24 protein-coding genes and 1 tRNA gene are annotated in these 26077 nt (G+C 61.6%); 11 read left to right on the top strand and 14 right to left on the bottom strand.

Annotated elements, in window-relative coordinates; genetic code table 11:
• Positions 1-126: 126 nt before the first annotated feature.
• On the top strand, positions 127-732 hold the full coding sequence (locus FGW20_RS07215) for a helix-turn-helix domain-containing protein (protein WP_301677415.1): 606 nt from the start codon (positions 127-129) through the stop codon (positions 730-732).
• A 630-nt stretch (positions 733-1362) separates the two neighbouring features.
• Positions 1363-5238, top strand: a complete 3876-nt coding sequence (locus FGW20_RS07220) for a HEAT repeat domain-containing protein (protein WP_301677416.1) — start codon at positions 1363-1365, stop codon at positions 5236-5238.
• Positions 5239-5444: 206 nt separating this feature from the next.
• Here FGW20_RS07220 and FGW20_RS07225 read toward each other — a convergent pair whose 3' ends face one another.
• Together FGW20_RS07225 and FGW20_RS07230 are read right to left on the bottom strand one after the other, a co-directional pair.
• Positions 5445-5975 carry a YkgJ family cysteine cluster protein gene (locus FGW20_RS07225; protein ID WP_301677417.1) on the bottom strand — a complete coding sequence of 177 codons (531 nt, stop codon included), beginning with the start codon at positions 5973-5975 and terminating at the stop codon, positions 5445-5447.
• Between the two features lie 283 nt (positions 5976-6258).
• Positions 6259-6343, bottom strand: a tRNA-Leu gene (locus tag FGW20_RS07230).
• Between the two features lie 180 nt (positions 6344-6523).
• Here FGW20_RS07230 and trpY point away from each other — a divergent pair.
• Positions 6524-7027, top strand: coding sequence for a TrpY family transcription regulator (trpY, locus tag FGW20_RS07235; RefSeq protein WP_301677418.1), 504 nt, complete (start codon positions 6524-6526; stop codon positions 7025-7027).
• On the opposite strand, the gene FGW20_RS07240 is transcribed toward trpY, so the two are convergent.
• From FGW20_RS07240 to FGW20_RS07260, 5 genes are all read right to left on the bottom strand, one after another.
• Entirely contained in the window at positions 7020-7505 is a 486-nt protein-coding gene (locus tag FGW20_RS07240; RefSeq protein ID WP_301677419.1) for an HDIG domain-containing metalloprotein, read from the bottom strand. The genes trpY and FGW20_RS07240 overlap by 8 nt on opposite strands.
• Positions 7498-8019: a transcription factor gene (locus FGW20_RS07245; RefSeq protein WP_301677420.1), complete on the bottom strand. Its 522-nt coding sequence runs from the start codon at positions 8017-8019 to the stop codon at positions 7498-7500. Before FGW20_RS07245 ends, FGW20_RS07240 begins: the two co-directional genes overlap by 8 nt.
• A 114-nt stretch (positions 8020-8133) precedes the next feature.
• Positions 8134-9210 carry an ATP-grasp domain-containing protein gene (locus FGW20_RS07250; RefSeq protein ID WP_301677421.1) on the bottom strand — a complete coding sequence of 359 codons (1077 nt, stop codon included), beginning with the start codon at positions 9208-9210 and terminating at the stop codon, positions 8134-8136.
• Positions 9207-9731, bottom strand: a complete 525-nt coding sequence (locus FGW20_RS07255; protein ID WP_301677422.1) for a tRNA (cytidine(56)-2'-O)-methyltransferase — start codon at positions 9729-9731, stop codon at positions 9207-9209. The genes FGW20_RS07250 and FGW20_RS07255 overlap by 4 nt, the downstream gene beginning before the upstream one ends.
• Before the next feature lie 5 nt (positions 9732-9736).
• A complete protein-coding gene (locus FGW20_RS07260) occupies positions 9737-10018 on the bottom strand; it encodes a MarR family transcriptional regulator (RefSeq protein WP_301677423.1) in 282 nt (93 codons plus the stop codon).
• Positions 10019-10142: 124 nt separating this feature from the next.
• Between FGW20_RS07260 and FGW20_RS07265 the strand changes: the two genes are divergently transcribed.
• Positions 10143-10535 (top strand): hypothetical protein, encoded by a 393-nt coding sequence (locus tag FGW20_RS07265; RefSeq protein WP_301677424.1) that lies wholly within the window; start codon positions 10143-10145, stop codon positions 10533-10535.
• 413 nt (positions 10536-10948) lie between these two features.
• Here FGW20_RS07265 and FGW20_RS07270 read toward each other — a convergent pair whose 3' ends face one another.
• The 4 genes from FGW20_RS07270 to FGW20_RS07285 all read right to left on the bottom strand — a co-directional run bounded on the left by FGW20_RS07270 (position 10949) and on the right by FGW20_RS07285 (position 15047).
• Positions 10949-11680: a UPF0280 family protein gene (locus tag FGW20_RS07270; RefSeq protein WP_367617929.1), complete on the bottom strand. Its 732-nt coding sequence runs from the start codon at positions 11678-11680 to the stop codon at positions 10949-10951.
• On the bottom strand, positions 11677-12075 hold the full coding sequence (locus FGW20_RS07275; RefSeq protein WP_301677425.1) for a 4Fe-4S binding protein: 399 nt from the start codon (positions 12073-12075) through the stop codon (positions 11677-11679). Before FGW20_RS07275 ends, FGW20_RS07270 begins: the two co-directional genes overlap by 4 nt.
• Positions 12072-13580, bottom strand: a complete 1509-nt coding sequence (locus FGW20_RS07280) for a homocysteine biosynthesis protein (protein WP_301677426.1) — start codon at positions 13578-13580, stop codon at positions 12072-12074. Before FGW20_RS07280 ends, FGW20_RS07275 begins: the two co-directional genes overlap by 4 nt.
• Positions 13581-13748: 168 nt before the next feature.
• Positions 13749-15047, bottom strand: a complete 1299-nt coding sequence (locus FGW20_RS07285; protein ID WP_301677427.1) for a PEGA domain-containing protein — start codon at positions 15045-15047, stop codon at positions 13749-13751.
• Positions 15048-15280: 233 nt separating this feature from the next.
• Between FGW20_RS07285 and FGW20_RS07290 the strand changes: the two genes are divergently transcribed.
• The 5 genes from FGW20_RS07290 (at position 15281) to FGW20_RS07310 (ending at position 20902) form a co-directional block, all read left to right on the top strand.
• Positions 15281-15991, top strand: coding sequence for a Nif3-like dinuclear metal center hexameric protein (locus FGW20_RS07290; RefSeq protein WP_301677428.1), 711 nt, complete (start codon positions 15281-15283; stop codon positions 15989-15991).
• Positions 15988-16305: an SWIM zinc finger family protein gene (locus FGW20_RS07295; protein ID WP_301677429.1), complete on the top strand. Its 318-nt coding sequence runs from the start codon at positions 15988-15990 to the stop codon at positions 16303-16305. Before FGW20_RS07290 ends, FGW20_RS07295 begins: the two co-directional genes overlap by 4 nt.
• A gap of 61 nt (positions 16306-16366) precedes the next feature.
• Positions 16367-19114, top strand: coding sequence for an alanine--tRNA ligase (alaS, locus tag FGW20_RS07300; protein ID WP_301677430.1), 2748 nt, complete (start codon positions 16367-16369; stop codon positions 19112-19114).
• Positions 19104-19751, top strand: a complete 648-nt coding sequence (locus FGW20_RS07305; RefSeq protein WP_301677431.1) for an ArsR/SmtB family transcription factor — start codon at positions 19104-19106, stop codon at positions 19749-19751. The genes alaS and FGW20_RS07305 overlap by 11 nt, the downstream gene beginning before the upstream one ends.
• Before the next feature lie 551 nt (positions 19752-20302).
• A complete protein-coding gene (locus FGW20_RS07310; protein WP_301677432.1) occupies positions 20303-20902 on the top strand; it encodes a DUF2179 domain-containing protein in 600 nt (199 codons plus the stop codon).
• On the opposite strand, the gene FGW20_RS07315 is transcribed toward FGW20_RS07310, so the two are convergent.
• Together FGW20_RS07315 and FGW20_RS07320 are read right to left on the bottom strand one after the other, a co-directional pair.
• Positions 20883-22037 carry a PQQ-dependent sugar dehydrogenase gene (locus FGW20_RS07315; RefSeq protein ID WP_301677433.1) on the bottom strand — a complete coding sequence of 385 codons (1155 nt, stop codon included), beginning with the start codon at positions 22035-22037 and terminating at the stop codon, positions 20883-20885. The genes FGW20_RS07310 and FGW20_RS07315 overlap by 20 nt on opposite strands.
• Positions 22038-22119: 82 nt before the next feature.
• The gene (locus tag FGW20_RS07320; protein ID WP_301677434.1) at positions 22120-22434 is read right to left on the bottom strand and encodes a DUF3784 domain-containing protein; all 315 of its coding nucleotides are present in this window, start codon (positions 22432-22434) and stop codon (positions 22120-22122) included.
• Positions 22435-22678: 244 nt separating this feature from the next.
• Here FGW20_RS07320 and FGW20_RS07325 point away from each other — a divergent pair, with 244 nt between their 5' ends.
• Positions 22679-22996, top strand: coding sequence for a putative quinol monooxygenase (locus FGW20_RS07325; protein ID WP_301677435.1), 318 nt, complete (start codon positions 22679-22681; stop codon positions 22994-22996).
• Between the two features lie 87 nt (positions 22997-23083).
• Here FGW20_RS07325 and FGW20_RS07330 read toward each other — a convergent pair whose 3' ends face one another.
• Positions 23084-24499, bottom strand: coding sequence for a hypothetical protein (locus tag FGW20_RS07330; protein ID WP_301677436.1), 1416 nt, complete (start codon positions 24497-24499; stop codon positions 23084-23086).
• 378 nt (positions 24500-24877) lie between these two features.
• Between FGW20_RS07330 and FGW20_RS07335 the strand changes: the two genes are divergently transcribed.
• Positions 24878-25951: an NAD(P)-dependent alcohol dehydrogenase gene (locus FGW20_RS07335; RefSeq protein WP_301677437.1), complete on the top strand. Its 1074-nt coding sequence runs from the start codon at positions 24878-24880 to the stop codon at positions 25949-25951.
• Positions 25952-26077 lie beyond the last annotated feature (126 nt).

Raw genomic sequence — 26077 nt, forward strand, 5'->3', positions numbered from 1 at the left:
CCTCCTGAATAAGCCTTTAACGTGGAATAAATCGGAAAATACCGCGAAATATTTGGTAAATATTTTATGATCGATATCCCTATAGTGGTATAGTAGAGCGCGAAATTACCCCGGAGAGATATGACCATGGAGATACGAAGAATACGATTGCGAAAACCGGAAGATGTCTGGGGACTGGCCGACCCGGAGCAGCAGAGGAAGACACGCCAGGACGCCATTGATGACGGGGATCTGATCGAGATCACCCGGATGGGGAGGGATCTGGGCATCATGTATCCTCTTGCGGTCTCGGCACGGGTCGCGGAGAGCATGGTTCCGTTCCCGAACATCCCCCAGGAGACCGTTACGGAGAACCTCTGGGACACCCTTCATGCGTTCAGGGACAAAGCCTGCATGACGACCAAGGCGAAGTTCGAGTTCCAGGTCAGTCTCTACCAGAACGGCCTTGTTCCCACCCTGACGTTCAAGGCCGCGGTCTCCCCGGGGGACGACGGCGAACCGGTCATCACCATCATGCTGCCGGACGAGAACTGGGAGGCGATCGGGTACGACCAGCACCATAACGCAGGCGACGCGATGCTCACGGTCGACGACGTTGCCTCGACCCTGAACTTCACCCCTGGCCGGATCCAGGAGTTCATCCGCGAGGAGCGGATTCCGGCGGTCAAGTGCGGAGGCTCCTGGCGGGTCAAGCGCTCGGAGATCGACCGGATTATGAACGAAGGGTTCTGATCGGCTTTTTGCGGTTGCATTCAGGCGCCGATGGAGGCCGTTCGGCAGATGGGCCGCACATCTCCGGAGATCCCCATACCATAATAAGCGGTTGATGGGTCGCGTTGTTGCAACAATCAGGCTATGGATCCGGCGGGCTCACGATCCGCCACGGCACCACACCTATGGTCACTGGCGGGTACGCCGCATCAGTCTGACACAGGCGCGACCCGGAGACCTTGGGGGCCGGCAAAGTGACATTCGTTCGTGGAACAGCGGATTATTAAAACGCTTTTCTATCGGCAAGGAAAACAAACATATTTAGTTTTTAGACGTAGAGTTCTCATTATGTGCATCGAGGCCCGACGAGCTGTCCCGGACAACCAATCTGCCGATTCAGCAGCCGGAATCCACGATGTGGCGATGAAGCTGGCGGTACCTGCGAATGGGTGCGTCCCCTGGCCCGATGACGACCGTGCACCTTCTCCGATGTTATGCACCCTGGTCTGTGCAATCATCGGGACCGCGTGCCTTCTCCTTTCCCTGTCCAGTGCGGGGGCACCGGGTATACCGGTGGCTGAGTCCCTATGCCCCATCGTGGTTTTTCCGGGACTCTTTGGACCGAATGGGTTTTCGTTTATCCGGCGCTGGATGAAGAGGGGTACTGAAGAGAGCGATAGCGAGGGCGACCCCAAACCCCCGGCTACCGGTGCGCCCATCGAGGCACCCGCGAGCAGGCATGCCCAGGTCGACGATAGGACGAGCAGCCTCGAAAATATTGAGACCCGTTTCGATGCCCTCCAGCGGTTCGACGAACCTGTTTCATCGAATGGGGCGGCTACCGTCCCTCCCCCGGCGGAGCCTCCCGCGAACACTCCGGGAGATCTCATTTCCCCAGACGAAAACCCGCCCCTCCCTTCCGACGATCTGCCTGAGCCACACACAGATTTCTTCAGCGACGAGGAGATTATACAAATTTTCGAGTTCGATGACGCCTCCTCATCCGTGACCGCCGAACTCGATCTATTGGAGGACGAGACGACGGCCACAACCCCCGTAAGCGATGACCGGCCGATAGAGTCGCTCATCGAAGACCTCGGCAGTGACGACGCCGAGGTTCGCGGGCGTGCTGTCGTTACCATCGCAGAACGCGGGGCAGATGCCGTGGATCCCCTGGTTCTGGCCCTTGCTCTTGCGGACGACGGACGGCGATGGTGCATCGCCGAAGCCCTCGCCCTGATCGGCGAGGATTCAATCCCTGCGCTGATTGCTGCGCTCGGGGACGATACGGTGCAGATCGGGGCGGCAGCCACGCTCGTGCGCATCGGAAGTCCCGCCGTGCCGCCTCTCATCACAGCACTTGCCGGCGACGGCGGCGAGGTGCAGTTCGGTGCCCGCTACGCGCTTCGGGAGATCGGCGACGAGGCAATCCCCTCCCTTATCGAGGCCCTCGGTGCGCCCGAGCGGAGCATCCGAAGGTCGACGGCCTCCATCCTCCGGGAACTCGGGTGGAAGGCCTCCGACGACGCCGGTGCGATACGCTACCTCGTTGCCGATGAGGCGTGGCTCGATGTTGCGGATTATGGTGAAACCGCGGTCGAACCCCTCATCCGCATCCTGAAGTCCCTCGACAGGGAGGTGTGGTGGAACGCTGCCCGGACTCTTGGGGAGATCGGCGGAGCTGCGGTCGATCCCCTGGTCGAACTCCTGCATGAAGCGGGCGATGAGATCCGCCCGCTGGCGGCCATGGCGCTCACGGAGATCGGTTCTCCTGCGGTTGAGCCGCTCATCGAGCTGCTCTCCGTCCCCTCCCTCCGCAGCACGGCGGCGGCGGCTCTGGTGAAGATCGGCGCTCCGGCGACGGAGGCGTGCATCTGCGCCCTGGATTCCACGGACGGGGAGGCGCAGGAGACGCTTCGGAATGTTCTCGAGGCGCTCGGCGAGCCGGCGGTGCCGGCCCTGATCCAGTCGCTGACGTCCGGACAGTCCTGTATCCGGTCGCAGGTCGCCGAGATTCTTGGCAGGATGAACTGGGAACCCTGGAGCGACGCCGAACGGGCCTGGTACCTGATTGCCTGGGAGGAGTGGATGGAACTTGCCCTGATGGGCTCGCCGGCCATCGAACCGTTGATCCGAACGCTCAACGGCGATGACGACCGTGTACGTTGCGAGGCTGCGGCGACACTCGGCGAGATCGGCGATCCGGCGGCAGTAGGGTCGCTCGTGGATGCTCTCGCCGACGAGGCCGTCGCCCCGGTGGCGGCGGATGCGCTCGTTGCCATCGGGGAACCGGCCGTGGCCCCCGTCCTCGAGCTTCTTGAAGGTGGGGTCGGGGCCGCCCGGGAGAATGCCGTCGAGGTCCTGGGCCGACTCGGGACAGCCGAAGCGGTTCCGGCCATCGTCGCGCTCGTCAGGAACGGCGAAGCCCGTCTCCACCGGAAAGTCGTCGATGCCCTGATCGGGATCGGTGCGCCCGTGGTAGACGCCCTCATCCCCCTCCTCGCCGAGGAAGGCGACGGGCAGGCAGGAGCGGCGGCGGCGCTCACCGGGATCGGCGATCCGGCACTCGAACCGCTTGCCGGGGCACTCGGCAACGAGAACTCGTCGATCCGCATGGGAGCCGCAAGAGTCCTCGGGAATCTCGGGTGGGTTCCTGAACCCGGGACGGAGGAGGAGATCGTCCACCTGATCGCGCTACAGCGATGGCAGGAGGTCGTGGATATCGGTGACTCCGCCGTCGATCTCCTGGTGGCGCGGCTCGGCGACCTCGATGAGGCGGTGCAGGCGGGGGCAATGGAAGCGCTGGTCGCCCTCGGGGGCCCTGCGGTTCCACCCCTGATTCACCTGCTCGGCAGAACGGCACTCCACGATCCGGCGGAAGAGACGCTTGTTCGGATCGGAGAACCGGCGGTGGAGACCCTGATCCAGGCCCTTGACAGGCCCCCGCTCCGGAAGACCGTTGCCGGCGTGCTGGTCAGGATCGGGAGACCTGCAGCCGATGCGCTCGTCCCGGTTCTCGGGCACCCCGAGACCGGTCAGACCGCTGCCGGGATCCTCGAGGCGATGGGGGAGGAAGCCTTCGATGCCCTGATCGAGGCGCTCGGGAACGACGACGTCCTGATCCGGCAACGGGCGGGAGATGTTATCGCCGGTCTTGGGGAAGCGGCTGCGGCTCCGCTCATCAAGGCGCTGGGGCATCCTGACGATACCCTCAGGCTCGGGGCGATCGATGCCCTCACCCGTCTCGGAAGCCCGGTCGTCGATCTGCTTACGCAGGCGCTCAACGATGAATGCTACCTGGTGCGGCTGGGTGCGGCCGAGGTTCTCGGCAGGGCCGGATGGGAGCCGCAGACCGAAAGCGAGACCATCTGTTACCTGATCGCGAAGGAGCAGTGGGCTTCCGTCGCCGGGATTGGGCCTGGTGCGGTCGAGCCGCTGATCCAGACACTCAACGACCCCGACAGCGCCATCCAGATGGGTGCGGCACGCGCGCTCGGGATGATCGGGGCTCCTGCAGTCGCGAGACTGATCTACGAGCTCCGCACCGAACAGGACGGGGCGCAGAGAAAGGCGGTCGAGGCGCTCAAGATGATCAGCGAACCGGCAGTCATTCCGCTCATCGACGCTCTCCAGGACCGCGACTGGCAGATCCGCCTGGGTGCGGCACGGGCACTCGTCGGTATCGGAGACCCGGCTGTCGAACCGCTGGTCCGGGCTCTCCGCACCGCTCCGCCAGCAATCCGGATGGGGGCGGCCGCAGCGCTCGGCAAGATCGGGAGCCCGGCGGCCATCGAACCGCTGACCGATGCGCTCCTGCAGGACGACTGGCGCCTGGGACGCGTCGTGGTGCGGGCGCTTGGCATGATGGGCGAACCGGCGGTCAGGCCGCTCCTGCGCGTCCTCAGGGACGGGAACGGTGCGTCCCGGAAGGGTGCAGTGGCGGCGTTCGTGCTGATCGACGAGCCCGCGGCACGCCTGCTCCCCGGTGCACTCACCGATGAGCATTTCCGCGTCCGTGCCGGGGTCGCGGACGCTCTCGACCGTCTGGACTGGTCGCCCGCGACGGCGGAGGAGACGGTTGTCTACCTGATTGCGAAGGAACGATGGGGTGATCTCGCCCGGGCAGGAGCGACCGCGGTCGAACCGCTGGTGCGTGTGCTCGAAGACCGCGACGACAGTATCCGGCGGCGGGCGGCGAAGATCCTCGGAGAGATCGGCGACCCGCATGCGGTTCCGGGACTCATGAACCTCCTCCACGACGACTACTACAGCGTCCGGCGGGAGGCCGCGGCGGCAATCGTCGCCATAGGAGCCCCGGTGATGGAGCCGGTCGTATCCGCGCTCAGCGACCCGGATGGCGATGTCCGGAAACGTGCGGCGGACGTGCTCGCCGAGATCGGGGATGCACGGGCAATCGGGCCTCTCGAGGGCATCTTCGACGACGAGGACTGGTACGCCCGGAAGGCCGCCGAGAACGCGGTGGAGCGGATCCGGGCACGGGCAGGGGAAGAGGCGGGCGACGTGTAGGGTGGTCCTGACTCGTCTCCTATCTTTTCGATTTTTGCAGGTTCTCAGCAGGAATATATGGTCTTCTCCGACGGCTACTTGGTTCTCACTGCCCGCCTGGGGCGTTCGCGCAATCATGTTCGGCCGGCTCGACGATGAGATGGGAATGAGCGGATGATGGGTTCCCGTTCCGGGTGAAATTGGATAATGCCCTTCTTTATCGAAGTCTACCGGCGAACACGGTATCCGGCCGTCGTAAGACAACTGATGACGGCGTCGTCCCATTCGGTGCCGGAGAGCCCGTTCAATGTCGGTTGCACCCGTTCCCAGAGCCGGCGGAGTTCGTCGGTGTCCGGGAGGAACGTTGTTTGGTACATCACGCGTCCGGCCCTTCTGCCCTCCAGATCGAGGATGAGAAGACGCCAGCAGCAGTAATCGCGGCAGATTTCGGGGCGCGTGAGGTGGACGGTGCACCACGCCTTTTCCTTCTTTCCCTCAAATGCGACGTTCCCATGGAACGGAGCAGAAGAAACCCGGGAGGGTTCAAACCTCAGGAAGGGGCATGCGTCCGGCAGATCTTCGATGCTGCTCGCATCCTCGAAGAGAGCGATCTTGTCCGGGTCGACCCGCACCTCCTTCACGTCCCCGCTGTAGGCGTTGCGCACAACAAAGGTGTAGTTGCCGCGATCTTCGATGACCGTGTGGACGTTTCCCATGTTGCTGCAGCAGCTGCCGCACTGGCAGCACTTACATGCCATGGCGACTGTCTCCCCGGATTCCGGGCGATTGGTGTGCGAACATGCTCGTTATTCGATATTACGCATCGGGATGATGAAATACCTGCCGGAGAACTGTCCGGTCACGGGCAGGTCGCCCGGTTCGGGGCCACCGGCATACCGGCGCCAATCTGCTAGATTCCAGGCCCAAAGCGCGGTGTAAAATCCCGAGAGAAAACAAGCGTGAGTATGCAGGTTAGATGAGCCCGACGAAGATTAATTTCGGACTGAAATCGGAGCAAAACTGTATTTTGACAAAACCGAATGCGAGGGGTGAGATTCGAACTCACGAACTCCTACGAGACTAGGCCCTCAACCTAGCGCCTTTGACCTGGCTTGGCAACCCTCGCCCTGTTCTTCTCTATACAATGCGCTGCAACCTAAAATAGGTTGCTCTGCCGGAACCCGGGCTCCCGCGGGCGCGGGGCAGAGAGCCGTTCCCCGGGCGGATTCCTCTGGCTATACCTGTACTCCAGCGCGTCGGAACCGTCTTCGATGCGTATTTATGCGCCCGAATCCAACGATTCCGCATGTGGGCTGACATCTCACGGGAGTTTGCCGATTCGCCGTCCCAGGGCAGAATAGTCCGTTTTCTGCTGGAGAACGGGTTCGGCATCAATGAAGAGGGGCGTATCGTCTGCAACGACATTGAGATCCCCGCCACGCATATCGGCAGGGCGATCGAGACTGACCGGAGAGTCGTCGACGCCACCGCCCGCCGCATCCTCGAGAATCCCGAACTGCGTGAGATCTTCACCCGGATGCGGGCCGCGCCCGACCTGACCCGGGTCGCCGAGGCCCTTGGCCTCTCGGTCATCACGCTCTACCCCAAGGACGCGCAGCAAAAAGGGATCGTCGGCGCGGCGGTGGAAGTCCTCGTCGAGCACAACCTCTCCATCCGCCAGATCTTCGTCACCGATCCTTACCTCGCAGAGGAGCCGAAACTCGTGATGATCGTCGGCGAACCGCGGATCCCGGCGTCGGTCTACGAAAAGATGCGGGCGCTCCCGCAGGTAAAACGGCTGGTTATCTGAAGAGTTCCGCCTCGAGGGCGAGCCTGCAGATCCGCTCCCTCTGTCTTCGCGGGAGGGCTATCGCGTGCTGCAGCCGCTCTTCGAGCGCGATGACGCGGGTTCCCTTCACCAGGTTGTCCGCGTGAGCGACGATCTTCTCTTCAAGCGTGCAGGGCATGCAGTCGCGCGGGACAAGACCCAGCAGCGAACACTCGTCGGCTGTCAGCCCGGCCCCGATGTGTCGCTCGACGATGGCGGCGACCGCCTCGTCGAGACCGAACGACCGGCATATCTCGCCGCCCGCTTCGGCGTGGCAGAGGTCGTGCGTAACTCCCCGGCCGATATCGTGGAGGAGGGCGCCGGTCTCGACCAGGTCGCGATCGACCAGAGGGTCGGACGCATAGGCGAGCGCAAGGTCACGCACCGCCCGGCAGTGTGCGATGACCCCGTCGGAACACCCCGCCCGCCTGAGAAGACCGATGCAGTTCTCTTCACGCACTCCCGAGGCTCTCCTTGATCCTGTCGACTCTCTTCCTGAGAGCGGCGGCGAGGAGTTCGTTGTCGAAGTGTTCGAGCATCTCTTCGCAGTTCGGGCACTCAAAGTTCCAGTTCGCCGCGTCCGTGAAGGTGTAGATGACGCTGCAGTTCCTGCACATGTAAAAGTCGTTCTTCTCCTCGTAGGCGAGTCGGGTGTCGAGTTGTTCGAGCACGTCGCGGATCTGCTCCTCGAGGACGTCGTAGATACGGTCGACGCGGAGGTGCCAGAGGTAGGTAAGCCAGCCGGTCTCGGTGTTCTTCAACCGCCGGTACTCGGCGAGACGCCGCTCGTAGAGCGTATACAGGGTATGGCGAACGGTGTTGAGGTTGACCCCGGTTATTTCGGCAAGTTCCTCGTCACTGTGCTCTCCATCTTCGGGGAACCGCCTGAGAAGTTCGATTCCCTCCTCCCCAATCATGCGCAGGATATAGGCGTTGATTGCCGGATCATCCAATAGTTCAGTGACGGATACCATGCTCAAATCTCTCCCTTAACTGGATAAACGTATAAGAATATATATGCCGCATCGATGTCTACCATACTCTGCTCTTAACCTTTAATTGACTTTTCCCGTCCTGAGGGGGCGGGCTCATTGGCCGAGCAGCCTTCTGGCGGTCGCGGTGTTCCTCTCGAGGTCGGCATACGCCTCCCCTTCCGTCTCGCCGCAACCGTAGACACTCACGACAGCGTGCCCCTCCTCGAACTCGGTACCGGGCCAGGGGATGTCGGCGACACGGGGCGCAAAGTTCGCAAGATCGGTGTCAAGCCGCATATCCCGCTCGGCAAAGAGGATCCGCCGAACCGCGACCTGCCGGGGTGCGGGAACCGCTGTCGGAATCATCCCGCGGCAGGCGTTCATGTGCATGGCGAAGACGCTCTTCTGGATCGCCATCTCGACGGTATCGAGGGTGGCCTGGAACCGGGGATTGATCTCGATCGCCCAGGGTTTCTCCCCCGCAACAAAATCGATCCCGATCGAGCCCACGCACCCGCTTGCGGCGCAGATCCTCTCCGCCACCGCGATCATCTCCCCGGCAAGGGGATGGGAGAACGGGGTGAGCGACCCGGCAAACCCATGTGCGCTCTCCCCCTCGTCCCGGAGGATCTGCCGGTTGACCGCAATCGCCCGCGCACGCCGGCCGTCCGCAACGCAGGAGACGCTTGACGGGATGCCGTCGACGAGAGCCTGCGCGATGTAGGGGATCTCGGGCCAGGCCTCCTCCCACCGGCGGAGATCCTCCTCCGCTCTCACGACCGCGTTCCTCCATCCTCCTGCTCCCCGGCGCGGCTTGATCATCGCCGGGTAACAGTCGCCGCCGGCGAGCGACGGAACCGGCACCTCCAGTTCCTCGAAGAACTGCTGGATCTCCAGTTTGTCGAGGAACCGCTCCACCTTCGCGGGCGGCGTGCCGCAGAGCGGGATCGTCGTCCCGACGGCCTCGGCGCCCGAAGCGACGACCAGCGCGTCGACCGGATGGCGGGCGGCGAGTTCAGTGATCTTCTCCGGGAGTTCGTCGAGTTCGTCGAACGTGAGACAGTCCTCCGTGTACCAGCCGAGATCCTGGTCGCAGAAGTGGTCGACGGCGTAGACCGTGTAACCGGCCCGGCGGGCCGACTGCGCCACGTGCCGCGTGGCGAACCCCGCAACCAGAACCCGGCCCTTCACCACTCCACCGTCTTCTTTCCGATCTTCGTCGGTTCGATCCGGATCTTTGCGTCCGGGTACTCCCGGTTGAGCTCCTTCCCCTCGAAGAGGTGGTCGAGGAAGAGGGCAAGGCTCGATATCTCCGAGTGGGGCTGGGTCGTCACCGAGACGTTGTAGTCGGCGAGCCCGTAGATGTCGCCCGGCACCTTCTCCGCTCCCACCACGACGAGCACCCGCTCCTCTCCGCGGATCTCATCGATGACGTCGGTCATCCGGAGCCCGTACATCGTGAGGTGGGCGATCTTGCCGCCGGCGGCCTTCCAGTCCTGGATGCACCGCCGCCACTTCACGTCGTTCTCGATAAAGAAGTCTCCTCCCCACCGGTCTGCCACGTCCGTTATGCTCAGAGCGACACCGGGATCGTCTGCGGCGAGGTACATCCCCCGGGCACCGAGCGCCCGCGCTGCGAGTCCGACGTGTGTCGTCACCCGCTGGTCACGTTCGGGCCGGTGGCCTATCCGGAGCACGGCTACTTCTGGCATGCCGCTCATTCCTCTCTCCTCGTCGCCCGGATTACCCCGTTCTCGATGACGAACGGCAGATCATCTATCGTATGGCGGCACTGGCACTCGACCAGCGACTCCTGGATGGAGAGAAGGCGCACCCCCTCCTCCGTCTGTCTGATGAGAAGAGAGTGTTCGAGACGCTTGAGCGATGCCGTCACAGCACCGGGCTCGATTCCGGTAACTGCTACCAGGTCTTCGACCGTGATGCCGCCGGTTTTGGGAATCCGATGATATACGGCCCAGTCCAGATCTTCCTCACGCACACCTATTCTTTTTTCCGGGGAGACCGATATAGTTATTCATGCACCGTTCCGGCTCCGCCGGCCGTTATCGCCGCGGTTTTTTTTGCCGGTGCGGAAGATTGGAATGTACAGGTGGGAACCGGGTATGGTCGATTATGTGGAACTGGCGGAACTTGCCGACAGCCTCTTTGAGGCAAGCGACGACGATGACGAACTTCTCGCGAAGAGACTGGATACGCTCGACGATGAGACACGGGAGGTACTGCTCTCCTCTGATCTCCTCAACGCGTATCAGGTCTTTTACTACTTCTTCCGGGAGACGCCTGATGAACTGACGATGGAGCGGCTGCAGCTCCACGCCGCGTCGGACCTCGCACGGGGGCTCGTCATCGACGAGGTCGACCTCTACGAGGTGATCTTTTCGATGGAAGAAGGAGAGCCGATCGTCCTCCTCACCGACGGTGAGAGTACGCTCGCACGGTTCAGCGGTGCGGAAGCATACGCAAAGATTGCGCTTTACATGGAAGAGTGCCTCTGATGCGTCGAGCCGCCTTCGTTTGAGGGCATAGTCTCTTGCGAGGTTTGAGGGTCGTCAATAGCCCACATACTTCGCGGATCGCACCTTCGGTGCTCACGCTCACTGTGTTCGCGCCTCGAAGACTTTCAGTCTTCTCAAGCTCCCTTCGGTCGCACTCCGGAGCGTCGTTTTTCGCGTGAATTGACGGCATAGGGATGATGATGCGGTCTCACGCGAAGGCGCGAAGCCGCGAAGATTGTTGATTGTACCCCTACTTTCCCTTCGCGTTCTTCGCGTCTCGCACCTGGCGGTGCTCAAGCTCGTTACGCTCACACTTCGCGTGAATTGACGGTACATAGAGATGGATGCGGTCTCGCGCAAATTGAAGCCAGTAGCACTAGGCCGGCGATCGGTCAGAAACCCTGCGGGTTTCTTCAGCTCCTGCCATAATACTGCCAGTCGCTGCCGGCTGTGATCAGCCGCTCGTCCACCCTTGCTCGCACGATCGGCGGGAGTTCTCCCCAGCGGATCACCGCGTCGCCGATGACGACGAGGACACCCCGGATGCTCGTGCCGGAGAGGGCGTCGAGGACGGAGGTGTCGTCCGCCGCGATCCGGTTGCAGATCGCCGTCGCCCAGGCGTCCGCGGCGGCGACGTCGGGAGCGAAGACCGTCACGGCGTCTGCGGTGCCGAAGCTGATCGACGGGCCCACCGTCGCCGACGAGGTGCAGATGCCGAGGATCTCCTCACTAGGAGGGACCCGGAACGCAAATCGCCCGCTCAGCGGTGATGCGCCCGCATAGATGCCGATTGTCACCTCGCGGTCGTTCACGAGAGCGATATCCCCACCGTTGTCGACGAGGCCGAACACTGCCCCGGCTTCGATCATCGCCTCTACCCCTGCCCGGGCGATGGCGCCCGCCACCGCGGCCATCGGCCCGACTCCCGCCTCCGCGGCGGCCCGGGCCATGCTCGCCGGGACTTCTGTGGGATTCTGTGGGGTGTACGGTTCAAGCGTTGTTGAAAAATAGGGATCGCCGGCGTTCTGCCGCTCGACCTCATGCCGGGCGACCAGCATGCCGGATTTTGCCGCATTGACGTGCCGGGGATCGTCGGCGAGGATCGTCGCGATCGTCTGCCGGAATTCGAAATGCTCCCGGATCATCCCTGTTGCGAGAGGGCGCCGTGCGGGCATGCCTGGATGCACTTGCCGCAGAGGACGCAGCGTTCGGCGCTCACACAGAGCCGCCACTCCGCGTCGAAAGAGAAGACCTCCTGAGGGCAGACGCTGATGCACGCCCCGCAGTCGACGCACTCCTCCTCATCGCGGATGACGGCGTTCTCCATCGCGCGGACGGTGACCCCCATCTCCTCGAGGCACCGCCGGACCAGGTCGGCGTCCCTGTCCGGGACGTCGATCAGCACTTCGCCGGCCATCGAGTCGATGTTGGCCTTCTCGACGTTGATGAGGACGCCGGTCTCCTTCACCACCCGCGCGATCACCGGCTCTCTTCCTGGATCCGTCTTCCCTTTCCGGGAGAACGCCAGCCGAAGTTTCATCGCCGCCGCCTCCCGCCGAAGAGCTTCCCGAGATCGATCGCCGAGAGGATGCCGACCACCCGGTTCGCCGCATCCACCACAGGAAGGGCGCTGATGTTGTTCTGCTCCAGTTTCTGGGCTGCGACGTCCACCGGCTCGTCGGGCGTCGTCTTGATCACGTTCCGGGTCATGATGTCCTTCACCTGCCGCAACCGTCCGTCCGTCACCACGGCCTTTGAGACGTCGTAGGTGGTGATGATCCCGACCAGCGCGCCGTTTCTATCGAGGACCGGGAGATGGTTCATCTCGTCTTTAAGGAGCCGCTTTGCTGCAACCCGGACTTCTTCGTCCTCCGTGATGTTGATCACCTGTCGGTTCATGATATCGCGGACGCGGGGGGTGACGGCCGTCTCCCGCATCGCCCTCACACGTTTTGCCGGGTCGATCCGGCGGGTGGGGAGCGCAAGTTCCATCTTCCCCGCTTCGATCCAGCCTTTCAGTTCCTGCGCCACCGCCCGGGCCCGCCGGTAGCTGGAGAGCGACGACGTCCGGACGGTCTCACCGCCGATCTCGACCGATCCGCTCTTTAAGTCGGCGTAACTGACCTTCGCAAGCGACGGCCGGTCCCGCCGGGGCGTGCCGAAATCGATGATGTCGGTCAGGATGTCCTCGTCACGCACCGCGGTGCTCCGGACGATCCCGGTATCGAGCACCGGTATCGGGATGCCGACGCCGACGTACATCGTCACCCCGTAGCCGTTCATCACCGCGGCACGCAGGAACTCCTGGCGCATCTGTTTCATGTCCCCGGACACCATCAGGTTTCCGAATCCGCCGCCCGCCGAGTGCTGGGTCCCCTCGCCGACGATCATGCCCTCTCCCCCGGCAAGGAAGATCGGAACGCCGCTCCCGATGACCCGGAAGCCGGGATCGTTCGCGAGCGGTGAGAGGGTTCCTGCGCCGGAGTAGGAGACGTTGCCGCACCGCGGGAGGAGGGTTCCCATGTAGGTGTTGAGCGTCCGGTCGGCGGCGTTCGAGGCTGCGTTGTAGCACTGGAAGGCGTTTCTCGGGTTGACCATGACCGCCTGGTTCATGTCATCGAGCAGCAGTTCCGTCGTGATGCTCCGGCGCGGGTAGCAGTCGGTTCCGTGGGAGGTCGCCCGCAGTTCGACGGTGCCCCCTGCCACGAGTTCTTCGAGGACATGAGCGCCGCCGTAGAGATCATCTTTGGATTCTGCCTCCTGGGTTGCGCCAAGATAGGCGTCGACCGCCGCGATTCCTGCGTATGCTTCCACGTCGTTGAGCCAGACGCGCTCCATCCGGATGGGGGGGTCGGCGTGCCCGAAGTTAAAGAAGGCACCGGTAGAGCACATTGCCCCGAACGTCCCGGTCGTGACGACGTCGACCTCCGCCAGTGCCCCTTCCTCTCCCAACTCGTCGACGATGCCCGGCATCTCTTCGGCGGTAACGACTCGTGCACTACCGTCGCGTATCCGGGCATTGATGAGGTCGAGGGACTTTTCCATGAACGTATATTCATTTTGGAATATTTATAGGTGTTGATTATTACTTTAGGTAATATTGCGCGGGGCCATGCGGGCATCCCGGCAGGGTCTGTCCAGCAGTGGCTCCAGGAGATGTGTATAGAGTGCCGAATAGGTTTTGCGCCAAAAAAAGAGGTGGTTTTGATGCGCTCAGTCCCGCCTGCGTAGCGCGACGAAGAGTCCGAGGATGCCGAGCGCCCCTACCACGGCAAAGGGCGCCACGCCCGCGTGGGGAGGAGCCTCGGTCGGCACGGGCGAGAGCGAGGCCGAGGCCGAAGCGGTGCTTCCGGTACCGACCTGGACGCTGGTCGACCAGTCGCTGTAGCCTCCGAGCGCCACCCTGATCGCATGGGTGCCGGTGGCAATCCCGTCGACGGTCACCGGGGTGACACCCTTATAGGCGTTGTCGATGTAGACCTCGGCCCCCGATGGGGAGGAGGTGACTGAGATCGAGCCTGTCGAGGTCGACTGACCGGGCTGGAGCGTCGCGGTGACGTGGCTCGTGGTCGCTCCGCTGACGACGACTCCCGTCGTGTAGTCCTGGTAGCCGGAGAGAGCAACCCTCACGGTATGGGACCCGACCGGGACGTTCGAGATCGTGTACACGCCGGCCGAGGGGGTCTTGCCCTGGTACTTGTCGTCAAGGAAGACGTCCGCGCCTGCCGGGTAGGAGACCACGTCGATGGCGCCGGTGGTCTCGGAGGGGACGGACGTCAGGTAGGCGTTGACGTAACTGGTCACGCCGGGGCTCACGGTCACGGTCGACTTCCAGTCGTAGTAGCCGGAGAGATCGAGTTCTATGTTGTGCTTCTTTGCCGAGACACTCGTGAGCGTCAGGGGCGTCCGGCCCTTGTAGACACCGTCCATGTAGACGTATGCACTCGACGGGCTGGAGGTGACCTTGATAGAGCCGTACTGCTCGATCGGGGTCAGGGTGAACTGGATATTCGACTGCTGTCCCGCCCTGACCGTGACGGTGCTGCGGTCGGACAGGTAGCCCGACCGTTCGGCGTCAAGGGAGTAGGTGCCGGGAGAGAGGTTCTTGATCGTGAGCGGCGCCGTGCCACGGTAGTTCCCGTTCAGGTAGATGGCCGCACCGGAGGGGCTCGACGTGACGTGGATCGAACCGGCGGTCTCGACCGGCTGCAGCGTCGCGTAGACGTCTCTGGTCTCGCCGGCCGCGGGGCTTGAAGGCAGGCTGGCGGTATACGTGTGGTAACCGCTCTTCTCGACCCGGACGGTGCTGTAAGGCGTCCCGGTGGAGTAGACCGGGACGTCGAGCGTTCCTCCGTACGTGGTCCCCTGGTACTGGCCGTCAAAGTAGACGTCGGCACCGTCGATGTTGCAGTGGACGCGGTACCACGCCTCATCTCCTCCCAGTGCAGATACGGCGGTGATGCCGGCGCAGAGGACGAGGAGCGTCATTCCGATAATAAGAGGTTTCAGCATGTTCTGTCTCCGAAAGACAATGGTTGATTCTCGGTTTTTTTTGAGAATAACCTTTTCTATTTGATCTATTCCATGCCTACTGTTTTTATATTATTACGGCTGGTTTGCTCTCAAGATTTGAATGAAACTTGCCGGAAAATGAAAATTTATTCGATGGGAGGAGCCGGGCCGGGGGGTGCAGGGCGGCGCCCTCGTTCACACTTTTATCCCGTGAGAGCCATACGGGGTACTGTATGGATATCGAGAGGTTCATCGCCACATTGGAGCAGGTCGCTCCGCCCGAACTGGCCGAGGAGTATGATGCCGGGCGGATCGGACTCGTCGTCGAGGGGAAAGAAGAGATCGGGATGGTCTGCTGTGCGCTCGATGCCACGCAGAAGGTGGTGGATGCCGCTGTTCGTGCCGGCGCGGATATGCTGGTCGTCCACCATACACCCCTCTGGAGCCCGGTCACGGCGATTCGGGGGCCGACATCGCGTCTGCTCGGGACGCTCCTTGCCGCCGACATGAATCTCTACGTCATGCACACGAACTTCGACCATGCCGAGGGCGGCGTCAACGACGTCCTCGCGGCCCGGCTCGATCTCCTGCAGACGGAGCGGATGGCCGCCGGCCTCGTCGGCGACTGCTCCCTCGACGCGGAAGAGATCGCCCGCCGGCTCCCGGGTGGAGGGATCCGGGTCTACGGCGAGGTGGGAACAATCCGGCGTCTCGCGGTCGTGGGGGGGAGCGGGTTTGACCCCGATCTGATCCGGGAGGCCGCCGGTCTCGGGGCGGAAGCGTTCCTCTCGGCGGAACTCAAGCACAGCGTAGCCCGTGCATCGCCCATTCCCTGCCTTGAATCCACGCACTACGCGCTCGAAGCCCCGGCCATGGAGACTCTCGCATCACGCATGGGATGGCATTATATCCCTGATCCGCCACACGTAGTGGTAGTTCCATGAGGGGTATCTGGGGAAAGATCGAGCGCGACCGGGTGCTGACACCGGAGTTCCGCGCCTGTATCGAGCGCGTATACGGCGAAAGGGGGCGAAAAGCGCTCGAAGCCGTCGATGCCGGGCAGGTGAAGCGGTATCTCGACTTCTTCGTTGTGGTGGGCCGGAGCAACGAGTATATCGTCGAAGGGGATTTCTGCACCTGCAGCGATTTTCTCTTCCGGGGACGCGAATGCTGGCACATTCTTGCGGTGCGCATCGCCGAAAAGACAGAATTATATGAATCCTATGATCTCTGGTATCAAGATACTTGGAAAACTTAAACAATCTGCACAAACAACTATATCGGTCACAATCATATCAACTTATGCTGCGTGATTTTCAATGCTCGAGGAAGAATATACGCTCGATTATTTCAGGTCTGAGGGGTTCGAGCGGAAGGTCTGCAAGAGCTGCGGCGCAGCCTTCTGGACCCGGGACCCTGAACAGGAGTTCTGCGGCGACGCCCCGTGCGTGACGTATAACTTCATCGGCAACCCGGTTTTCAAACCCCATAGCGTCAGTGAGATGCGGGAAGCGTTCCTCTCGTTCTTCGAGCGGCACGGTCATACACGCCTCGAACGATATCCCGTAGCCGCCCGATGGAGGGATGATATCTATCTCACCATCGCGTCCATCGCCGACTTCCAGCCGTTTGTCACGAGCGGGGTCGTTCCCCCGCCGGCAAACCCACTGACGATCTCCCAGCCTTGTATCCGCTTAAACGATCTCGACTCGGTTGGGAGATCCGGGCGTCACCTGACGCTCTTTGAGATGATGGCGCACCACGCCTTCAACACCCCCGAGGACCAGATCTACTGGAAGGACGAGACGGTCGCCCTCTGCGACGAGTTCATCAAATCCATCGGGGGCGACCCCGCCCGGGTCAGTTACAAGGAGCATCCCTGGTACGGCGGCGGGAACGCCGGAGCGTCCGTCGAGGTGCTCATCGGCGGCCTTGAGGTTGCGACGCTGGTCTTCATGAATCTTGGGCGGCAGAAGACCGATCAGCCGCCTGTCGACGTCAACGGGGTGCCTTACTACCCAATGCGGCTGAACATCGTGGATACCGGCTACGGCCTTGAGCGGTTCGTCTGGGCCTCGAAGGGTTCGCCGACGATCTACGACGCGGTCTTCCCGGAGATGGTGAGCCGCCTGATGCATTCGGCCTCCCTCGAAAACCTCCTTGACAACCCCGAGTTCACGAAGATCATGGGGCTCAGCGCCCGGTTCGCCGGCGTGATGGACATCTCGGGGACGAACCTCTACAACCTCCGAAGGAAGGTCGCCGAGGCGATCGATGTACCCGTCGAACGGCTGGAGCGGATTGTCGTGCCGATCGAGAAGGTCTACTCGATCGCCGACCACACCCGCTGCCTCGCTTACATGCTCGGGGATTGCATCGTCCCCTCGAACGTCCGCGAGGGCTATCTCGCACGGCTCGTGCTTCGCCGGACACTCCGGATGATGAACGACCTCTCGATGGACGAGGATCTCACCGACCTGATCGAGGCGCAGATGCAGATCGTGGGGGCCGAGAACTTCGAGCAGGACGCCGACGCGGTCCGGGAGATCGTGGAGAACGAGGAGGCGCGGTATGCAACCACCCTCGAGCGCGGAACCAGGATCGTCCAGAAGGTCGCCCGGAATTACAGGGCGAAGAGTTCCCGGGTTCCCCTCGAGGAGGTCATCACCCTCTACGACTCGCATGGCATCCCGCCTGAGGTGGTGAAGGACGTCGCCGCCGCCGAGGGTGCCGTCGTGGATATCCCTGACAACTTCTACTCGCTGATCGCCGAGACGCACTCAGAGGCGCAGAAGGAGGCGAAGGAGGAAGACCCACTCGACGCCTACCGCGAGCGTGCAGCCTCCCTCCCCCCGACGAAGAAGCTCTACTACGAACTCCCAAACGAGATCGAGTTCGAGGCGATGGTGCTGGACTACTTCGACGGGATGGCGGTGCTGGACCAGACGCTCTTCTACCCGGAGGGCGGCGGCCAGCCGTCCGATACCGGCACCCTGGTGACGTCCGAGAGCATGGTGCGGGTGGAGGACGTCGTGAAACTCGGCGAGGTGATCCTTCACCGGGTCACAGGCGGTTCCTTGAAGCGCGGTGACCGGGTGAAGGGCATGGTGGACGAAGAACGCCGGTGGTCGCTGATGCGCCACCACACGGCGACCCATGTCCTCCTCCACGCCGCAAAGGAGGTGCTCGGCGTCCACGTGCACCAGGCGGGCGCGCAGAAAGGGAGCGAGGCGTCCCGCCTGGACATCCGGCACTACAAGCACATCACGCCCGACGAACTCAAGAAGATCGAGACCGAAGCGAACCGGTTGGTCATGGCTGATACGCCGGTCTACGTCCACGTCGAGGAGCGGACGAAGGCCGAGCAGAAATATGGGTTCGGCCTCTACCAGGGCGGCGTTCCGCCGGGCCGTGAGATCAGGACGGTGCAGGTCGGCGCCGACGTGCAGGCGTGTGCGGGGACGCATGTCCGGACGACCGGCGAGATCGGGCCGATCCGGATCCTCGGCGTCGAGCACATCCAGGACGGTGTCGAGCGGCTGGTCTTTGCGGCCGGTATCGCCGCCGTGCATGCCGTGCAGCACCTGGCCGACCTCCTCCAGGAGTCCGCCGACGTGGTGAGCGTCCAGCCCGAGAACCTGCCGGCGACGGTATCGCGGTTCTTTGGTGAGTGGAAGGAACAGAAGAAAGAGATCGAACGTCTCCAGAAGAAAATGGTTGACCTCGAGATGCAGAATCTCGACGGCGAGGTGGTGGACGGAGTCCGGATCGTCATCAGAGAGATCGGTGCGACTCAAAAGGAACTCGTCGCACTCGCCACGACCGTCGCCGACGAGGGCGGCGTGGCGCTCTTTGCGTCGGCAGACGGAACTGTGAAGGTGGTGGCGACGTCGGGCGTCCCGGCGGTGAACGCCGTCGATATCGTGCGAGAGGTCTGCGGCATCCTCGGCGGGAAGGGCGGCGGCAAGCCGAACCTTGCGCAGGGCGCGGGCCCGGACGCCTCCCGCCTCGATGAAGCGCTCGAGCACGGGCGCAACCGAATTATCGAAACACTCCATGGCGAATGATGTTGTAGTAATCCAGCCGGGCGATGAACGCGCACAGAAGGTCGCCCGGGCGATGGCGAGCCAGACGGCAAACGCGGTTATCCAGGCCTTCGGTGCCGGTCCGCTGACCTCTTCGGAGGTAGCCCGGCGGATGAAGATCCCCATCACCACCGCTTCTTACCACATCGAGAACCTTCTCGAAGCCGGGCTTCTCGAAGTTATGGAGACCCGCTGGAGCGAGAAGGGGCGTGAGGTGAAGGTCTACGGTCTTGCGAACCAGGTTCTCATCATCGCTTCGCCGGCAAGCGATCTCCGGTCGGTGCTGCAGAAATACGCGGCACTCTTTGGAATCGTCGTCCTCGCAAGCATCGGGCTCTGGTCGATCCTTCCGGCGTTGCTGCCGTTCGGCGACTACACGCCCATCCCACGGGTGATGTCCGAGAACGGGGACAAATACCCCGGCGGCACCGGTGAAGATGCCTCGACGCTCCAGTCTCCCGTCCCGGCCCTGGATGGCGCCGGGGCGCTGCCGGTCCACGATATGGTGATGGGCTTCTTCTTCGGCGCCTGCGCGGTGCTGCTTGCGCTACTGGCCTACGAGGTCTACTACTGGTGGCGCACGTCCCCGCGCTACCAGGCGGAAAAAGAACAGAAATGATGTAAAAAGGGTCTGGTGAGTGGGTTAGGGCGTCTTTATCGCCGCCCCCTTGCAACTCCCGCTTCAGGTTGTTTGCCGGTTCCTGCTTCGACTTTTGCTCCGCACTTGGGACAACGCGTCTTCTTCGGGTTGATCTCCGCTCCACAACTGTAGCATTTCGACATGGTATATCACCACACTGTGTCCGATTGGGTTCTACTACCATAAGGCTATCTCATGGTAATTCGGCCATAATCCGGGCTGGAAGGTGAATTTGTCCGGGGGTGTTGCTGGAATGCGGCGTAAGGTGATAGCATGATGTTCGTGCGCCCGTACGGTCGTTGGGCCGATCTCCGGCTGTTTTCCGTCTCCCCCCCTGGGTGAGGAGTTTCTTTCGGGAAGCGGGTGAAGATCCGGGTGCCGCGCTCTTCCGTACGATCTGCGCATCATACTTCTTCGGACTTCGGGATATTTCGCTTGATATCCCCAAAGATCGATTCTGTGAGATTTTTTGTGTCCGCCATATATTTGAATATAGATAATAATATATCACGTCTCGTCAACCATAATCCATGCTTGGCGTCGTCCCGGATATCGACCCGGAGTTCTTCTCCCTGGTCGTCGTCCCGGTCTTCATCTTTATCGCACGCATCTGCGACGTCACCATCGGGACGATGCGGATCATCTTTGTCTCCCGCGGGATGAAGGTGGCCGCTCCAATCCTCGGGTTCGTCGAGATCTTCATCTGGATCATCGCCATCGGCCAGATCTTTCAGAACCTCACGAACCCCCTCAACTACTTCGCCTATGCAGCCGGGTTCGCCGCCGGGAACTACATCGGGATGCTCGTCGAGGAGCGGCTGGCGATGGGGCTTGCCCTCATCCGGATCATCACCCAGCGCGACGCGACCAACCTCATCGACTACCTCCGCGCTGCAGGCTACGGGGTGACCGTCCTCGACGCCCACGGGAAACAGGGGCCGGGCAAAGTTATCTTCTCGGTGGTCAAGCGCAAAAACATGCGCGACGTGGAGGACGCCATCCACGAGTTCAATCCCAAGGCATTCTATTCGATCGAGGACGTCCGGCGGGCGGCGGAGGGGACGTTCCCGGTCGCTGTGCCGGGCCCAACCCCGTTCTCCTTTGGAAGAGTCATCCGGAGGGGGAAGTGACTCCCGGGTAGGTTATCCGGTAGACGCCGTTCGCCCGGTCGTCCGAGACCAGGATTGAGCCGTCGTTCGCGACCTCGACGTCCACCGGCCGCCCCCAGGCGTCGCCTCCCTGGAGCCACCCCTCCGCGAAGACCTCATAGGAGAGGGGGGTGCTGTTCTCGAGTTCGACCATCGTCACCCGGTAGCCGATAGGTTCCAGCCGGTTCCAGGAGCCGTGCTCGGCGATGAAGATCCTGTTCCGGTATCCTTCCGGGAACTGCCCGCCGTCATAGAACCGCATCCCGAGCGCGGCGACGTGCGGGCCGAGTTCCTGCTCGGGCGGCGTGAATTCACTGCACGATCGGCCCTCCCCGAACTCCGGGTCGGGGATCGCCGCGCCGTGACAGTAGGGGAACCCAAAGTGCATCCCGCTCTCCGGCGCCCGGTTGAGTTCGTCCGGCGGAGTGTCGTCACCGAGCCAGTCGCGGCCGTTGTCGGTGAACCAGAGCTCATCGGTCGCCGGGTGCCAGTCGAAGCCCACAGTGTTCCTGATGCCCCGGGCGTAGATCTCAAGATCGGTTCCGTTCGGGTTCATCCGGAAGATGGTGCCGAACCGCTCGTCTTCGGGGTCGCAGATGTTGCAGGGGGCGCCCACGGGGATGTAGAGGTTCCCGTCGGGGCCGAACGCGATGAACTTCCACCCGTGCGACGCATCATCCGGGAAGGCGTCGCTCACCACCACCGCCTCTGGCGGGTTCTCAAGGTCCGTCTCGATCCCGTCGTAGCGGAGGATGCGGCTGATCTCGGCGACGTAGAGGGAGCCGTTACGGAACGCGACGCCGTTCGGGGAGTCGAGACCGCTCGCGATCGTGATCACTTCATCGCCCCTCCCGTCGCCGTCGCGGTCGGGTACGGCGTAGACGTTTCCCGGCCCGCGGCTCCCGACAAAGAGTGTCCCGTTCGGGGTCATGGTCATCGACCGCGCCCCGGTGACGTTTCCGGTGTAGACGTCGATCTCAAACCCCGCAGGGAGGGTGATCGTATCGAGCGGCAGGGTGCCCGTGGTGCCGCCCGGCGGCATCACGACGGCCACGGCGATGCCGAGAAGGGCAATCACCGCAACGGCGGCAAGGATGAGAACGGTCCGGCGTGACATGGCGTGTCATCTCCGGACTCCGGATGGCGGGATGGATATATAGGGGTTACTCACGCAAACCGGCGGGCCACCCTGTCCCCGCTCACCGCCTGAACTGGTTCCCGGTGTTCAGGTACACGACGCCCCCGATGATGATCCCGAGGAAAAGGAGCCATGATGCGCCGGCCACGAAGCCGGGCGCGCCTGCAACTGCCAGCAGCCCGCCGGCGAGGAGTGTCGCGGATGCGGCGATCAACAGAGCACCCACGAATCCCGTCAATGCCTCTTCGTTGTACATTGATCTTTCCTCGTTCGACGCGGTGTTATACCCTGCAATGAGGCTGCTTGCGTTGAATGCCCTGATGACGATCCCGAGAAACAGCACGATTGTTCCGGCCAGGATATTCACGATCCACATGATATACCAGGATCCTATCTGGTTTCCCGGCGCTAGTGTGTTGTGGTAGTTTCCAGGAGCGGGAGGAAGGTTACGGTAGCAGGAGAAGGGGGTGCATCGGCCTGACCGCCCGCGGCCGCCGGTATCCGTAGCTCCCTGCGTCTGCCGCCTGGACGCCGGCTGCGGGGGTGATGGCGGCCCCCTGCGCCCGGAAAAATCCTTCGTGCGGATGCGTAACTATATTATCTTTGCAAAATGATTATCTGTGTTGCCAACCGGCAGGAAGGATGAACCCATGATAACCATTGTTGCCAAATGCAGTGCCAAAGCGGGCAAGGCCGAAGAACTCATACCGCTCGCCCTCAACCTGGTTGATTCGAGCAGAAAAGAGGAAGGAAACGTTTCCTACAACTTCTACGCAGACGCCGCAGATCCCGCGAAGTTTACATTCATCGAGGTCTGGAAGGATCAGGCTGCAATCGATTACCACAACAAAACTCCGCATTTCCAGGGGTTTGTGGCGAAAGCAGATCCCTTGTTCGCCGGTCCGCTGGATATTGCCCTGTACCAGAAACTCTCCTGATATCGTCTCCCGGTTGACGATATCACTTTGTGAACCACAATCACGGTTCCACGCTCCGTGGGGTTGTTTCCCCGCCCCACCCACGTGTCAGGCGAAATCGATACGGAGTCTCCCGGCGATCTCCTGTATGTGCTCCGGCACCTCGGTTATCCGTTTATCTCCCCCGGAGGCCACCATATACACCTTCGAGAGTTTCAGGAGAAGCTCCTCGGGCGAGAGGTGCACAGATAACTCTGCCTGCTCGATCCTGTCCAGGATCCGGTAGTAGAGGTAGAAGCAGAGGAATTCGATAAATATGTGGCCGAAGACCGCTGTGGCGTCCTTGAGGTGGGGCTTGTCTACCAGGAGCAGATCCTTGAATACGTCCAAACGGTCCTCAACCATATTCCGCGACTTATACAGTTCATAAATCTCCTGTGGGTCCGCCACGATCGAAGAGAGAATCAGGATCCTGCCGGCACGTTTCATGCGCTGTTTCAGCGTTTTTCGGTCGATCTGGCCCACTTCCAGCAGACGGTAGAGGGTCTTTTTCTCTTCCATCTTGAGGTCGGTATCTTCGTAAAGGTAGAGCATCAGACCGTTGGATTCGCGTTTCCCGGCACGAATGAGCTGTTTGCGGTAGAAGAAGTAGTCGATGAGATGGATCCTGGTTGCATACCGGATATTGTCACGGCGCTGGAGGACGACGAACGGGATCTTTCCCTCCTGCAGAAGGGTCTCGTTTGCCTCTGAGACGGTTCGCCGGTCGAGGACGAGCGTCATTTTTGCAGTATCGCTATCTGTAAGGGATGCAATGAGGGAAGCCACTTCTCCGACTGTTCCCGGCAGGATCCAGAACCTCGTGGGGAGGCGGGTATCCGTTGCGATGGAGAGCGCGATGTTGATCTGCCGCAACCAGACGGTATCGGTATTATTGTTGAACTCGCCCCGGTTGAAGACGTCCGAACGGGAGAAGACAAATGAGAGGTCGTAGACGAGCTGGTGTGCCTGTGTGGAGAGGTGCCGGAATACCGTCTGCTGGGCGGCATGATCGTTGCCGATTGCAGCGAGGGCCCGGGAGAGAGCACGGGGATTGCAATCCGGCGTAATATCGAGGACATTGTCGAGCTTCTCCCAGGTGTCCTCGACCCTCACAAGCGGGGTGAACCCGGTGGTCCGGGTAAAGGTGAGTGCGATGATCTCCTGCCAGCAGATGGGGAACGCTTCCCGGAGGACAGGGATCAGTTCGCTGAGTTCCTCTGCCATCAGGACGGCGTTTCCGTGTTCGTAAACGCCGCGGGACTGGATAGGAGCGCCCTTGCCTCTTGTTCCTTTGGCAATGAGGCCGTGCTCTTTCGTGAGCCGCCCGAGGTAGGTGCTCACCTTCTTTGGAGATTTGGTCGTCCGGTCATAGGTGGTCGTTGAGCGATAGACGTAGGGTTTGCCCTGGATCTTTTTTATCTCGATGCATTTCTCGCCTTTTTCCCGCTGCACCTTCAACCATGTACGGATCCATTCCTCCATTCGATATGTTATTAGGGATTATATCTCATAAAGATATTTCTATTTTTAGCCTTCAAATGCTCGAATGGGGTGCGTATTGGTGGGTATATGCCCTAATTGCATGTAATTTTGACATATGCCTCAACAGCGCCCCCTTCCTGGATTCTGGATTAATTACCGGTAATCGGGGAAAACTGCCTGAAATGAGGTTACGTTCGTGGAGTGATTAAGATCAGAAATTATATATGATCTCATCATCTATTAGGAATCATGTCGGTTGATCATCCGGTCGCGTCTGCACGGATCGGAAAGTTATCGATCGGCACAGGCCTATGGGCATTGCTCATGCGGCCCGCGTGAACCTCTGGTTCGCGGACGAAATAAACGGATGGATATACCATGGCGAAAAAAATCAAAGGACTTGCGATGCGCAAGATCGGCGAAATCGGATGGATCGAGAAGGAAGCACCAAAGTATGGTCCGCTTGATGCAATCGTAAAGCCGCTTGCAGCTGCACCGTGCAGCTCTGATATCCACACGGTGTGGGAGGGAGCGCTGGGAGACCGCCACGACATGATCCTCGGGCACGAAGCTGTCGGAGAGGTCGTTGAAGTCGGTTCAATGGTGAAGGACTTCAAGCCCGGCGACCGTGTTATCGTCCCGGCGATCACTCCTGACTGGCTGTCCCTCGAAGCGCAGGGAGGATTTTCGACGCACTCCGGCGGAATGCTCGCAGGCTGGAAGTTCTCGAACTTCAAGGACGGTGTCTTTGGCGAGCTCTTCCACGTCAACGAAGCGGATGGAAACCTCGCGAAACTCCCGGACTCCATCCCGGTAGCAGAAGCGACCATGATCACCGACATGGTCCCGACCGGGTTCCACGCAGCGGAACTCGCCGATGTCAGGCTTGGCGACACCGTCTGCTGTATCGGTATCGGCCCCGTCGGACTGATGAGCGTTGCCGGTTCAAACCTGATGGGTGCATCCCACCTCCTTGCGGTCGGCAGCAGGCCGAACTGTATAGAGGCAGCAAAGGGCTACGGCGCGACCGACATCATCAACTACAAGAACGGCGACATCGTCGATCAGGTTCTTGAGAAGACCGACGGCAAGGGTGTCGACAAGGTCTGTATCGCCGGCGGCGACGTACACACCATGGAGCAGGCAATCAAGATGGTCAAGCCCGGTGGAATCATCGGGAACGTCAATTACCTCGGCTCCGGCGAGCATGTCTATATTCCACGTGTCGAGTGGGGCTGCGGTATGAGCCACAAGTTCATCCACTGCGGCCTGATGCCCGGCGGCAGGCTGCGGATGGAGAAACTCGCAAGCCTCGTTGAGACCGGCAAACTTGACCTTTCCCCGATGCTCACCCACCGGTTCAAGGGCTTCGACAAGCTGGAAGAGGCTCTGCTCCTGATGAAGGAGAAGCCGCGCGACCTCATCAAACCGGTCGTCGTGATCGAAGAGTAAATACTCTTCAGCCATTTTTTTAAATCTGCCCCGGAACAGGCTTTTATGCACCTTATGGGATGTTTTGGACTTTCCTGTTCACGGGTTACGGGTTCCAGGTGAAAGCCCGCGGGGGTGTGTCGTACC

Source organism: Methanoculleus methanifontis (genome assembly GCF_030464365.1).
GTDB classification, from domain to species: Archaea; Halobacteriota; Methanomicrobia; order Methanomicrobiales; family Methanoculleaceae; genus Methanoculleus; species Methanoculleus methanifontis.

Excerpts from the sequence above, each read along its gene's own strand:
- FGW20_RS07215 (WP_301677415.1), top strand. The coding sequence starts at position 127 with ATGGAGATACGAAGAATACGATTGCGAAAACCGGAAGATGTCTGGGGA.
- FGW20_RS07220 (WP_301677416.1), top strand. The coding sequence starts at position 1,363 with ATGAAGAGGGGTACTGAAGAGAGCGATAGCGAGGGCGACCCCAAACCC.
- FGW20_RS07225 (WP_301677417.1), bottom strand. The coding sequence starts at position 5,975 with ATGGCATGTAAGTGCTGCCAGTGCGGCAGCTGCTGCAGCAACATGGGA.
- trpY (WP_301677418.1), top strand. The coding sequence starts at position 6,524 with ATGTGGGCTGACATCTCACGGGAGTTTGCCGATTCGCCGTCCCAGGGC.
- FGW20_RS07245 (WP_301677420.1), bottom strand. The coding sequence starts at position 8,019 with ATGGTATCCGTCACTGAACTATTGGATGATCCGGCAATCAACGCCTAT.
- FGW20_RS07255 (WP_301677422.1), bottom strand. The coding sequence starts at position 9,731 with ATGCCAGAAGTAGCCGTGCTCCGGATAGGCCACCGGCCCGAACGTGAC.
- FGW20_RS07265 (WP_301677424.1), top strand. The coding sequence starts at position 10,143 with ATGGTCGATTATGTGGAACTGGCGGAACTTGCCGACAGCCTCTTTGAG.
- FGW20_RS07270 (WP_367617929.1), bottom strand. The coding sequence starts at position 11,680 with ATGATCCGGGAGCATTTCGAATTCCGGCAGACGATCGCGACGATCCTC.
- FGW20_RS07275 (WP_301677425.1), bottom strand. The coding sequence starts at position 12,075 with ATGAAACTTCGGCTGGCGTTCTCCCGGAAAGGGAAGACGGATCCAGGA.
- FGW20_RS07280 (WP_301677426.1), bottom strand. The coding sequence starts at position 13,580 with ATGGAAAAGTCCCTCGACCTCATCAATGCCCGGATACGCGACGGTAGT.
- FGW20_RS07285 (WP_301677427.1), bottom strand. The coding sequence starts at position 15,047 with ATGCTGAAACCTCTTATTATCGGAATGACGCTCCTCGTCCTCTGCGCC.
- FGW20_RS07290 (WP_301677428.1), top strand. The coding sequence starts at position 15,281 with ATGGATATCGAGAGGTTCATCGCCACATTGGAGCAGGTCGCTCCGCCC.
- FGW20_RS07295 (WP_301677429.1), top strand. The coding sequence starts at position 15,988 with ATGAGGGGTATCTGGGGAAAGATCGAGCGCGACCGGGTGCTGACACCG.
- alaS (WP_301677430.1), top strand. The coding sequence starts at position 16,367 with ATGCTCGAGGAAGAATATACGCTCGATTATTTCAGGTCTGAGGGGTTC.
- FGW20_RS07305 (WP_301677431.1), top strand. The coding sequence starts at position 19,104 with ATGGCGAATGATGTTGTAGTAATCCAGCCGGGCGATGAACGCGCACAG.
- FGW20_RS07310 (WP_301677432.1), top strand. The coding sequence starts at position 20,303 with ATGCTTGGCGTCGTCCCGGATATCGACCCGGAGTTCTTCTCCCTGGTC.
- FGW20_RS07315 (WP_301677433.1), bottom strand. The coding sequence starts at position 22,037 with ATGTCACGCCGGACCGTTCTCATCCTTGCCGCCGTTGCGGTGATTGCC.
- FGW20_RS07320 (WP_301677434.1), bottom strand. The coding sequence starts at position 22,434 with ATGTGGATCGTGAATATCCTGGCCGGAACAATCGTGCTGTTTCTCGGG.
- FGW20_RS07330 (WP_301677436.1), bottom strand. The coding sequence starts at position 24,499 with ATGGAGGAATGGATCCGTACATGGTTGAAGGTGCAGCGGGAAAAAGGC.
- FGW20_RS07335 (WP_301677437.1), top strand. The coding sequence starts at position 24,878 with ATGGCGAAAAAAATCAAAGGACTTGCGATGCGCAAGATCGGCGAAATC.